The following is an 11263-nucleotide window of genomic DNA, read 5'->3' as shown; positions in this document are numbered from 1 at the left end:
GGTTATATTGATTAGACTATTCAGCTAGGCTGATAATTGTAGAACACCCATGGCAACCCTCGTCATCGTCGAATCTCCCACTAAAGCACGCACCATCCGCAATTTCCTGCCATCAGGTTACCAAGTTGAGGCATCGATGGGGCACGTCCGAGATCTTCCCCAATCGGCGAGCGAAATTCCTGAAGCTGTCAAGGGCGAAAAATGGGCACAGTTGGGGGTGAATGTAGATGCTGACTTTGAACCCCTTTATGTTGTCCCCAAAGATAAAAAGAAAATCGTCAAGCAACTCCAAGATGCTCTCAAAAGCGCCAACGAATTAATACTAGCCACTGACGAAGACAGAGAAGGAGAAAGCATCAGTTGGCATTTATTGCAACTCCTCAAACCCAAAGTCCCCATTAAGCGGATGGTTTTCCATGAAATTACCAAAGAAGCAATTCGCGATGCTCTGAAAAACTGCCGCACCATCGACGAACAAGTGGTGCGTGCCCAAGAAACGCGGCGGATTTTAGACAGATTGGTGGGATATACCCTTTCTCCCCTCCTGTGGAAGAAAATATCCTGGGGTTTGTCTGCTGGCAGGGTACAATCGGTTGCCGTGCGGCTATTAGTGACTAAAGAACGTCTGCGTCGCGCCTTTCATCAAGGCAGTTATTGGGATTTGGAAGCAATCCTAGAACAAAACAAAAGTCCCTTTGAGTCGCGGTTAGTCACAGTAGCAGGGACAAAAGTTGCCACAGGTAGCGATTTTGACCCCAACACGGGTAACATTATCCAAGGTCGAAATGTACGGCTCCTCAATGAAACTGAAGCCAGAGACTTAGTTACCCGTCTGACAAATAAACCTTGGACGGTAACTAAAATTGACGAGCGCCCCGTTACTCGCAAACCATCGCCCCCATTTACAACTTCTACCCTGCAACAGGAAGCCAACCGAAAATTGCGTCTATCGGCACGCGACACAATGCGGACAGCTCAAAGTCTGTACGAGCAGGGATATATTACTTATATGCGGACAGATTCGGTCCATTTGTCAGATCAGGCGATCGCAGCGGCACGGAGTTGTGTCGAACAAATGTATGGCTCCCAATACCTCAGCCCCAAACCTCGCCAATACACCACCAAAGCTAAAGGCGCACAAGAAGCCCACGAAGCCATTCGTCCAGCAGGAAGTAGCTTCCGTACTCCAAAAGATACCCGTTTGGAAGGACGAGAATTACAAGTTTACGATCTAATTTGGAAACGTACCGTTGCCTGCCAAATGGCTGATGCTAGACAAACCCAAATTACTGTAGATTTACAAGTGGAAGATGCGGGATTCCGTTCTACAGGGAAACGGATTGATTTCCCTGGTTATCTCCGAGCCTATGTGGAAGGTTCAGACGATCCTGATGCGGCATTGGAAGACCAAGAAGTAATTTTACCACCGCTGAAAGTAGGAGATCGTCCCAAATGTAAGGATTTGGAAGCAATTGGTCACGAAACCCAACCGCCCGCCCGTTATACTGAAGCTTCCCTAGTGAAAACCTTGGAAAGTGAAGGGATTGGTCGTCCTAGTACCTACGCTAGTATTATCAGTACCATAGTCGATCGGGGCTATGCTCAACTTACCAAAAATGCTCTTATTCCTACCTTTACTGCCTTCGCTGTTACCACTCTTTTGGAAAAATACTTTCCTGACTTGGTAAATACCGGATTCACAGCAAAAATGGAGCAGACACTTGATGAAATTTCCACAGGTGAAGCCCAATGGCTGCCCTATCTGCGGAAATTCTATCTCGGTGAAAAGGGTTTGGATAATCAAGTTAAACAACGGGAAAGTCAGATCGATACTGCTGAAGCCCGTACCATTGAACTGGAAAATCTGGAGGCTAAAGTTCGGATTGGTAAATTTGGGGCTTATATTGAGCTAAATCGTGATGGCGAGCAATTAACTGCTTCTCTGCCTCAAGATGTAACTCCCGCTGAACTTAATGACTCTCAAGTAGAGCTGCTGCTGAAACAGAAAACGGAAGGACCAGATAAACTGGGACTGCACCCAGAAACGGAAGAGCCGATTTTTATTTTAAATGGCACTTATGGACCTTACGTTCAGTTGGGTGAGGTAACTGAGGAGAATAAAAAACCCAAACGTGCGTCCTTGCCCAAGGGCGTGAATATCAGCGATGTTACCCTAGAAATGGCAGTCGGACTCCTTACCTTACCTCGCAAGTTGGGAATACACCCAGATACGGGAGGCAAAGTGGGTGCTGGATTAGGACGTTTTGGTCCTTATGTTGTTCACGATCAAGGGAAGGAAGGGAAAGAATATCGCTCCCTCAAAGCTGAAGATAATGTATTGACAATTGAGCTAGAACGTGCAGTCGAGCTATTGGCTCAACCCAAAAAGGCACGGAATAGCACTCGGGGTAGTACCAAAGAAGCTTTACGGGCATTAGGCAATCATCCTGATGATGGAGAACCTGTCAATATTTACGATGGACCTTATGGACCATATATCAAGCATGGCAAAACTAATGCTGGGATTCCAGAGGATCAATCGGTGGAAGAGGTGACATTAGCGATCGCACTGGATTTGTTAGCAGCTAAAGCATCTACCAAGAAGTCCGGGGGGCGAGGTAAAAAGTCGGAAACTACTAGTAGTGGGAAGACGAGTAAAACTGCTTCTACTGCTAAGAAAACTACGACGAAAAAGAAAACTAGCAAGTAATTGTTGTAGGAGTTAAGGAAGAATCTTAAATAAAGAAGGGGATACCCGACAGGTATCCCTTTCTTATTGTAGAATTAATTTGTCGCAGCATTGGTTTCCAGCAATGATCTACACGCCACCTAAGCTACTGACCTTTGAAGCATTCATTGAGGAATACGGCGACAACCCCCGCTACGAACTCATCGATGGAGAACTAAGAGACATGGAGCCGACAGGTCCACATGAGGCCGTTGCCGGAAGTATAGCGGGTAGAATATATAGGGAAATTCTGCGACTGAATTTAAACTGGTTAATTCCTAAAAATTGTCTGATTAAGCCTCCAGCAGCAGTCGCAACGGCTTTGAGACCTGATGTAATTGTTCTGGATAAAAAAGAACTTAGTCACGAACCACTCTGGCAAAAAGAGCCAATTATTTGTAATGGTAGCACAGTAAAACTGGTTGTTGAAGTGATTAGTACAAACTGGCAAGATGATTACGCCCGTAAGGTGGAAGAATATGCTTTTCTTGGCATTCCAGAATATTGGATTGCTGATTTTAGGGGGTTAGGCGGTATTCAATTTATCGGTAGACCAAAGCAGCCAACTTTTACAGTTTATCATCTAGTTGGAGATAGCTATGAGCCACGACAATTTCGGTTAGGTCAAGCTATAGTTTCTCCCCTGATTCCATCCTTACAGCTCGAGCTGGATGATGTAATGCCTTAATTTATTCTAAGAATTAGGCTTTAAAATATAACTAATAAGCTATAGAGGTTCTCAGTGCCATGGAACAGATTTTTTTTTAAACGCAAAGAGCGCAAAGGAATGCACAAAGGTTCGCAAAGAAAAGACTGAAATTGTGAGTGTGTTCGACTCTTTTGATAATTGATATCGATCCAACAGTGGATCGATATTATCAGATTTTAAATTAAATTACTCAACTTAATCGTTAATAATTGGAAACTCATCAAACTTCACTACCGATGATTCTGGTTGACGGGTATCAAAATAATAGCTGTAAACCATCCCGCTCCCTGTATCTAAAATACTAAATACAGTAATATCGTTACTGGCAATATAGGGTAGTGGTTGCTGATTTTCGCCTAAAAGTGGTGCAATAGTTGGTACAATTGGCTCTAATCCATTAGGATCTCCTGTAGGAGCATAATTTTTGCGATCGCTTCGCCCACCAGAGGTATCGCCTTTTGGTAAGGAACGCTTTTTAGTACCAATATAAGCCCCATAACTATTACCCACATTGGATGATTCCAGAAAATTTATCCCACTTGGACTAATAAAGCGGTTCCACAAATGGGAATGTCCGTACAATACTAATTGTACTCCCGCTGCGTCTAATAGTGGGATAACATCTCGAATAATATAATCCCGATCTTTAGGATACTCATAACTAACTGATGTAATTTCCCCATTTCCATCTCGTTCAATCTGTTGCACCGGATCGGTATAAGCTGGAACAATATTCTCTCCTAAAGAATGGGCTGGATGGTGAAACATGACAATCTTATATTTAGCCTCCTGAAATTCGGGACTATTGAGTTCCCTCTCCAACCAATTATATTGACGACTACCTTTCTTAATTGGTTCAAAAATATGTTGTCCGTACCCCCACCTTTCTGGCTTATTTAAGTCAGAATCTTTTTCCTGATATTTGCCTCGGACATCTAGTGCCAAACTAGCGCTTCTCCAGATATTGGTAATATAGAGGGAGACTAAGCGAATATCGCCAAAAGTAATAGCGTAATATTTTTTCTCACCAGGGAGAGTGAAAATTTCTTGGTAGGTATCGGTATTAAAGGAATTATTTTTCAACCAATCTTGGTAGAGATTAGGATCTTTTTTGAGATTCAACCGCAACTGATTATTTTGATATATCTCTTCAGCAATAGTACGGGGAATCCCATCACTAAGTTGGTTCCCCAAATCCCGATCCATTGAAAAGCGCCCCATCACTTCATGATTGCCAATTACGGGAAATAGGGGAGCATTTTGAATCAAATCTCCACCTTTATAGGTAGTTTTTACCCCATTTTTATCCAATTCATAATGGGCGGAGCCTTGGAGACAGGGAAAGAATGCGCCACCTCGATTATCATCAAACCATTCTGAGGCGCGATCCGGAATATTCACCAAATCTCCTGCAAAAAAAACCGCATCAACCTGTCCAATTGTTTCTTTGACTTTCTGAAGATTTGCCGCGATCGTCGGTTTCAGTTGGTGATCGGAAGTGAGGAGTATTTTTAATGGTGTTTGGGGTTTTGGTGTAGCAGAAAGAGTAAATATTTTACTAGTAATTTTATCTCCATCTTCCCGTACACTAGTTACTTGATAAGGAACCCTTTTTCCAGGCGTTATTCCAGTAATTTCTGCTTCGTGTCGCCAAATGTTTCTGAATGTAGTTTTTTGATAAACTGCACCCTCTGCTACCTGATTTCCGACTCGCGACTTGGAATCTTCTCGGGTGCGACTGAGTTTGGTAGTATTGGCGATGGCGCTAAAATTTAATTCTCTCCCGTAAGCAACAGTATGAAGATTACCTGGAAATTCAGTAAACCAGACAACTCTAACTGAAGTCTCTGTCGGTAATTGTAAAAAGGGATCGGAGAGTAACTGAGGTGCAGATTTATGAATAGATTGTTGGTTAAATGACATGACTGAGGGAGCTAGAGCGATGGAAATGATGAGAAAAGCTGCCATGATTAGAATAGCACTCTTTAACTGTTTAGTCATCAATTCTTAGTGAGAATAATAGGACAGATAACTTTTATCAGTTTAACAGTCTTTGCGATGGCTTCGCCCAACCCAGGCATCCCATTGGCGAAGAACCCTTCTAATACTGAGTTTAACTTAATTTTCTATCAATATCATAGAATACCTGCTGCATTGTTTGAGTATATGGTAATACAATACTCTGGCGATTTGCTTCTACCCTAACTAAAATTTCCTCCAGGAGGAGTTTGAGCATTTGTTTCACTAGATTCCACGTCACTTCCACACTGGGAAATACCATAATACATAAAGGAATCAGCTCTGTTTCTACCGCAGCCATATTTTCTTCTAATACTGACAGCCACAGGTAAACTTGTAACATTTCCAAGTCTCGAATGGTAGATACCATAACCCCTGAATGATTGAGTTTTCCCCTACGGCTTTGATGGTTGGGGTATAACTCAACTGCTTGGTTATAAACCTTAACGGCAATGTCATGGCTAACAGGTAAAAGTTGCTCGACAATAGATAAACTAGGTGAATCAATATTATGCTGCTCCGCCGCATAGCAAACTCGCTGGAAGGGGATACAAACTTGCTCTTCAATGAAATTAAAGTAGGGAGTGAGTAAGAATTGCTCGCCAGGTGTAAGCCTTTTGGTAAGTAAATCAGTCGTGAAGTGAAACTGAGTGCTAATAAAACCCAAAGCGCGTGGATTACTAATAGATTTATGTGACTCTAACAATTCCTGTAATATCGGTTGAATTCCTGTCGCTAACTGTTCAATGGGGGGGAATTCTACCGATAATCTATCTGACTCCCTGAAACGAGCGCCTAACCTAAAAAATGGTTGGGAAACCTGATCTCGCAAATGAGGAGAAGACAGTTGCTGCTGGTAAATTTCTATAATTTTTTCATATACTTTCAAAACAATTTGAGCCAGACGCTGAGTTTCGCTCAAATTCACAACATTGGGAATATAAGAAAAGAGAACATCCGTTTTAATTCCAGCAACCTCAGAGTTAATTTTAATTAAACGTTGTAACTTACTAGCTGTCTTATCTCTACCCTCCTTTGAGGTTAGTTCAATCATTTCAGGAACACTCAATCGGATTCCTTGTAACGAACCAATTGATAAATCTATGACGTAACGTTGCTTCCAAATCTCAATTAATTTATTAACGGCAATATTCTTGACGATCGTGTTGTTTTCTTGCATCATTTTTACCTTAAAAAAAGATAGCTTGTGAGAGGAAATCTTTCTCATGTTTACAATCCGTGTCGGGTGGGCAATGTTTATCAATATTGGATTGCAATATTGATAGACATTGCCCACCCTACCTTTAATTATGTCTTTCCCTATTTACCCATTTCCTTTGATAAATATTCAGGAACTAATTCATCTAATTCACCTTAAATGTACCCACAGACTCTTGCAATTCTCGTGCCACTTCTACGGTTCTTTGTAAAGAATTAGAAACCTTAGTAGAGGAATCAGAAGTCCGTGCCGAAACCATCGCAATCTCATACATCAAAGTACTAACAGATTGAGAGGTTTCTGTTTGAGATACTGTGGCTTCAGAAATCATCCCCACCAGTTGATCTATCTGGCGAGAAACTTCTAAAATCTCACTGAGACTATGTTTAGCTTTATCCACCAAATGAGTCCCTTCTACCACCTGCTTAGTACTTTGTTCCATTGCCTCAACCACTTGAGCAGTTTCTCGTTGAATACTCTCAACAATGTCCTCAATTTCTTTAGTTGCAGCAGTTGACTTAGCAGCCAATTGCCCCACTTCTTCTGCTACGACGGCAAATCCTTGTCCCTCTTCACCCGCACGCGCCGCTTCAATCCCGGCATTAATTGCGAGCAAATTCGTTTGGAGGGCAATTTTTTCAATGATAGAAACAACTTTAGCAATCTGTTGAGACGACTCGCCCAATCGTTTTACCTTTTTAGTAGTTTCGCCAATGGTAGTGCGCAACCCCAATATATTTTCCACTGTCAAATCCATCGCCGATTGACCTTGTGCTGCCGTATTAGATGCAGTGCTAGCAATGATAGCAGCTTGGCGAGCATTATCAGCTACTTCTTCAATGGAACGACTCATTTGTTCCACTGAATTTAAGATGTGAGTAGTCTCCTCAGCCTGTTTGATCGCATCTTCAGACAATTGAGAGATTGCTTCTTCATCTTCTCCAACAGCCATGTTTACCTGAATTGCCGCTTGTTTAACCCGCGTCACAATTTGCCGCAAATTCTCCACAATTGAGTTAAAAAAGTCAGCTACCGTTCCAATTTCCCCAACTGTTACATCTGCCCGCACCGTTAAGTCACCTCTAGCTACTCCCTCAACATCATTAAGCAGGTTCACTAGTTGCATTTGGATCGTTTCTTTTTGTTCCCGTTGCTCTTCAGCCAGCTTTTCAGCGTGTTGGCGAGATCGATCTAATTGTGATAGGAAACTCAAACGATCTAAAGCCAAACCTAATTGAATTGCTATTTGTTTGAAGAAGGTAATTTCTGGTTCCTGCCACTGGCGAGTACTAGAACATTGATGAGTTACCAACAAGCCGTGGAGATTACCGTAAGCTAAAATAGGGGCAACCAAATTCGCCTTTACTTTAAAGGGTTCGAGTTGACTCAGGTGACATTTAGTTAATCCAGCATCGTAAATATTTTCTGTGGCTTTAACGCGCCCCCGCTTGTATTTATCCGCATATTGATCGGCAAAACAAGGATCGGCAATTTTTGCTCCCAAAGCTTCCGGCCAACCTTCAGCCACCGATTCTGCTAGAATGCTGCCTTGCCAATTCTGATCAAATAAATAAACAATTGCGCGATCCGTTTTCAGGGTTTTGCGAATACCTGTAACTGCCGCATTGTAGATTTCTTCAGAAGTCGCAGCTTCCCGGATATTTGAGGTAATTTCATTGAGTTGCTGCGCCCTTTCAGTTTCCCCATCTTTCTGAATCACAAAGTTTAAACGATCTAAAGATAGTCCGAGTTGAATTGCTAACTTTCTGAGGAAATCAATTTCCGACTGCTGCCAACTATGAGGTTCATCGCAGTGATGGGCAATTAGTAAACCATATAGTTGCTCATTTTTGAGAATTGGGGTAACCAAATTAGCCTTAATTTGTAGTCGCTCCATTAACCTAAAGTGATCTGGATGAAACCCCGCCTCGTAAACATTATTGGTGGGAACTACTCGCCCTTTGCGGTAAGCTTCAATCAGATGTTGCCCAATACAGGCATCTTCAATTTTATCTCCCAAAGCACGAGGGAATCCCGGAGCTACAGCTTCAGTTGAAATGTGTCCGCGCCCATCTGGATAGAAACGATAGATCACAATTCGATCTGCATTAAGGGTTCGCAACGCGCCTTGCACAGCTTGCTGAAATAGATCCTCTAAATCTATGTCGCTACGAATACGGGAGGCAGATAACTCAGCAAATAACTCAGCTTGTTCAGTTTGTACAGTTTGTTGCTGCAATAACCCTTTGACTCCGGTTACTAGGTTATTAAATACTTGAGCTAAGACTTGAGTTTCAGTAGGGCCAATTGCTTGGGCTTGGACATTTAGGTTGCCAGCAATTACTTGTTCTGCGGTATTCGATAACTCCTTCAGCGGGGTAGCTAACCGACGTGCTAAAAATAAAATTGCTCCAGTAATAACTCCTCCTAAAAGTAGGAATGCCAAGGAGAATGTTAATCCTGCTTGTCTGCTAGTAGCTTTTAGTTCGCTTACTTCTATAGAAACTGCCACAACCCAGTTGGTTTTGGGCACTGTAAGGAGGAGGTAACTTCTACCTTCATGCTCCAATTTAGCACTGAGTAATTGCTCCCCTGACTTAGACGTAATTGATGTAATATTCAATCCCTTCAGAGATCGATCGTTGCCGGGATTCTGCGATTGAGTACTTGCCATCAAACTCTTCACAGCTTCCGCAACGTTTGTCCCCCCGATTAGGGTTTGTTTATTGTTAGTATTATCATCCCCAATTGTGTTGATGACAGTTACGCTATTATCTGAGTTTATTGATAATATCTGTACGGCTTGAGATTCCCCAACTTTTAACTTTTCAAGGATATTATTTAATACCAAACCGAAAGCTTTAGCAGGTAATACGCCTTTGACAACACCGAGAAATTCACCAGAATTTGGATCGACGATGGCTTTGCTCAGTTCAATCCCAAAGGTATTAGCAGATTTATCAAATGTCGGTTCGATAAACTGAGAGTTGGTATCTGCCTTGGCATTTTGCCACCATTTTTCATCCCGTTGGACGAAATCAGAGGTAGGATTACTGTAAGCTATATTAAAGCCATTCTTTTCTGTAAAAAATAATTCAGCAAATTCAGATATTTCTGCCGTTTTTTTGAGATATTCATTCAGCCCGTTATCTGGTTGTAGTACCTTGGTAGTGGCGAAAGCCTGTTCAACCTGTTCAATTGGTAAACTTGGCAGGTTAGCTGTTTTAGCTGCAGCGGCACTGGCACGAGCAGTATTAATAACTAACGGATTTCTCGCGATAGTGGCGGGTATTTTTTCAGCTTCTTGGAGTAATTCATTCACCACATCACTGGCAAGGAATGCTTCATTATTTAATAGCTGTATTGTTTGCTCTTGGCTTTTAGCAGAAACAATGCTATAGCTGACTAATCCAGCTAATCCTAGGGGCAGCAAAACTCCTGGTAGAATCGTGCGCAATAATTGAGTCCGTAGAGAAGTGCTTTTCAGTTGGGTTTGGGCGGTTTTACTGTAGGGTAGAGAACGCCACATCACATTAGGTGGCAAGGGTGTAATATTCCCAATTATTTGGGGTGACACGGGAGATAGTTGATTTTGACGGTTAGGATAATGTGTTACACTATTTGAGTTTCCAGTATTGAGGGAATCTTTCCCTTGTTCATTGGATTTATTGGTGTAAGTTTTGAGTGGATCTAATTGAGGGGTCATGAAACAATGTCCTTGAAGTGATACTAGATAGGCTAGAGGTTAGAGCCTAAAGATTAGAGGCGACAATCTAAATCGAATGTTATATTATTCCTCATCCGATCCTTGTTCTATTCCCTTTTCCCTTTGAAGCTATTCTCAGTTAAAAGTTTTAATTCAAAACTAAAAATAGACTGCTTGCCGCTGCGCTAACGAAACAAACTGCTTACCGCTGCGCTAACAAAACTAAAAACCAAAAACTTTTTAAAGCACACGTCTACAAGCTACTGTAGCCGCTGAAACTCCACCACCATTAGCAATTAACGCCCCAATAGGACCGCCAACAGCTTCCCCTCCGATCGCCATTTCAATTGCTACAGCTAAAATGCAAGCATCTAAATCTGCTTCAGAAGCTGGTTGTGCATTGGGATGATTATCTTTCCATGCTTGGGCGAGGGGAATTGCTAATTCTGCGAGTTTATTCTCAAGATCAAATTTTTGCACTTCCTCGCGAGATAGAGTATCAGTAGAAGTGGAAGTCAGATGGGTTGATTTGTTTTCTGATTTGGAGAAATTCATAGTATTTTTAGTACCTAAAACACACACCACATTCAGGACGAATGAGATTGAAGCGCCAACGATAGATTCCCTGAAACGATAGATAACCCTGGTGGTGTCCAATCTTGAGAAGAATCACAGCTTAGACTAAGCGATCGCTAGTCCAAGGCTTTGCTTCTTCTGGGATGCAGGACAATTCAAGATGCACGACGGTCAAACTGTAAGACAAGCGTATAACTTGTATTACACTTTTTATAATATGCGATCTTCCTGCCTATCAGCAAGAGGATTTAGTATGTTTTATAGAGTCTTCATAAATGGCAGGGGGGCAGGGGAGCAGGGGAGCAG

At 42.2% G+C, this 11263-nt stretch carries 6 protein-coding genes; 2 read left to right on the top strand and 4 right to left on the bottom strand.

Annotated elements, in window-relative coordinates; translation table 11 throughout:
- The first annotated feature begins 49 nt into the window (after positions 1-49).
- Together topA and NJ959_RS18180 are read left to right on the top strand one after the other, a co-directional pair.
- The gene (gene topA, locus NJ959_RS18185) at positions 50-2710 is read left to right on the top strand and encodes a type I DNA topoisomerase (protein ID WP_254013156.1); all 2661 of its coding nucleotides are present in this window, start codon (positions 50-52) and stop codon (positions 2708-2710) included.
- Positions 2711-2813: 103 nt separating this feature from the next.
- A complete protein-coding gene (locus tag NJ959_RS18180; protein WP_254013155.1) occupies positions 2814-3416 on the top strand; it encodes a Uma2 family endonuclease in 603 nt (200 codons plus the stop codon).
- Between the two features lie 216 nt (positions 3417-3632).
- Here the strand turns inward: NJ959_RS18180 and NJ959_RS18175 are convergent, their stop codons facing one another.
- The 4 genes from NJ959_RS18175 to NJ959_RS18160 form a co-directional block, all read right to left on the bottom strand.
- A complete protein-coding gene (locus NJ959_RS18175) occupies positions 3633-5438 on the bottom strand; it encodes a purple acid phosphatase family protein (protein ID WP_254013154.1) in 1806 nt (601 codons plus the stop codon).
- Between the two features lie 112 nt (positions 5439-5550).
- Positions 5551-6639, bottom strand: a complete 1089-nt coding sequence (locus NJ959_RS18170; RefSeq protein WP_254013153.1) for a hypothetical protein — start codon at positions 6637-6639, stop codon at positions 5551-5553.
- Positions 6640-6820: 181 nt separating this feature from the next.
- A complete protein-coding gene (locus NJ959_RS18165) occupies positions 6821-10381 on the bottom strand; it encodes a methyl-accepting chemotaxis protein (protein WP_254013152.1) in 3561 nt (1186 codons plus the stop codon).
- A 240-nt stretch (positions 10382-10621) separates the two neighbouring features.
- A complete protein-coding gene (locus NJ959_RS18160; protein ID WP_254013151.1) occupies positions 10622-10936 on the bottom strand; it encodes a hypothetical protein in 315 nt (104 codons plus the stop codon).
- Positions 10937-11263 lie beyond the last annotated feature (327 nt).

The organism is Limnofasciculus baicalensis BBK-W-15, from assembly GCF_024178385.1.
In the GTDB taxonomy this organism is placed as follows: Bacteria; Cyanobacteriota; Cyanobacteriia; order Cyanobacteriales; family Coleofasciculaceae; genus Limnofasciculus; species Limnofasciculus baicalensis.
The sequence above is the reverse complement of the archived record's forward strand: the minus strand, read 5'-3'. Positions and strand labels throughout refer to the sequence as shown.

Coding starts and splice junctions, on each gene's coding strand:
- topA (WP_254013156.1), top strand. CDS start 50: ATGGCAACCCTCGTCATCGTCGAATCTCCCACTAAAGCACGCACCATC.
- NJ959_RS18180 (WP_254013155.1), top strand. CDS start 2,814: ATGATCTACACGCCACCTAAGCTACTGACCTTTGAAGCATTCATTGAG.
- NJ959_RS18175 (WP_254013154.1), bottom strand. CDS start 5,438: ATGACTAAACAGTTAAAGAGTGCTATTCTAATCATGGCAGCTTTTCTC.
- NJ959_RS18170 (WP_254013153.1), bottom strand. CDS start 6,639: ATGATGCAAGAAAACAACACGATCGTCAAGAATATTGCCGTTAATAAA.
- NJ959_RS18165 (WP_254013152.1), bottom strand. CDS start 10,381: ATGACCCCTCAATTAGATCCACTCAAAACTTACACCAATAAATCCAAT.
- NJ959_RS18160 (WP_254013151.1), bottom strand. CDS start 10,936: ATGAATTTCTCCAAATCAGAAAACAAATCAACCCATCTGACTTCCACT.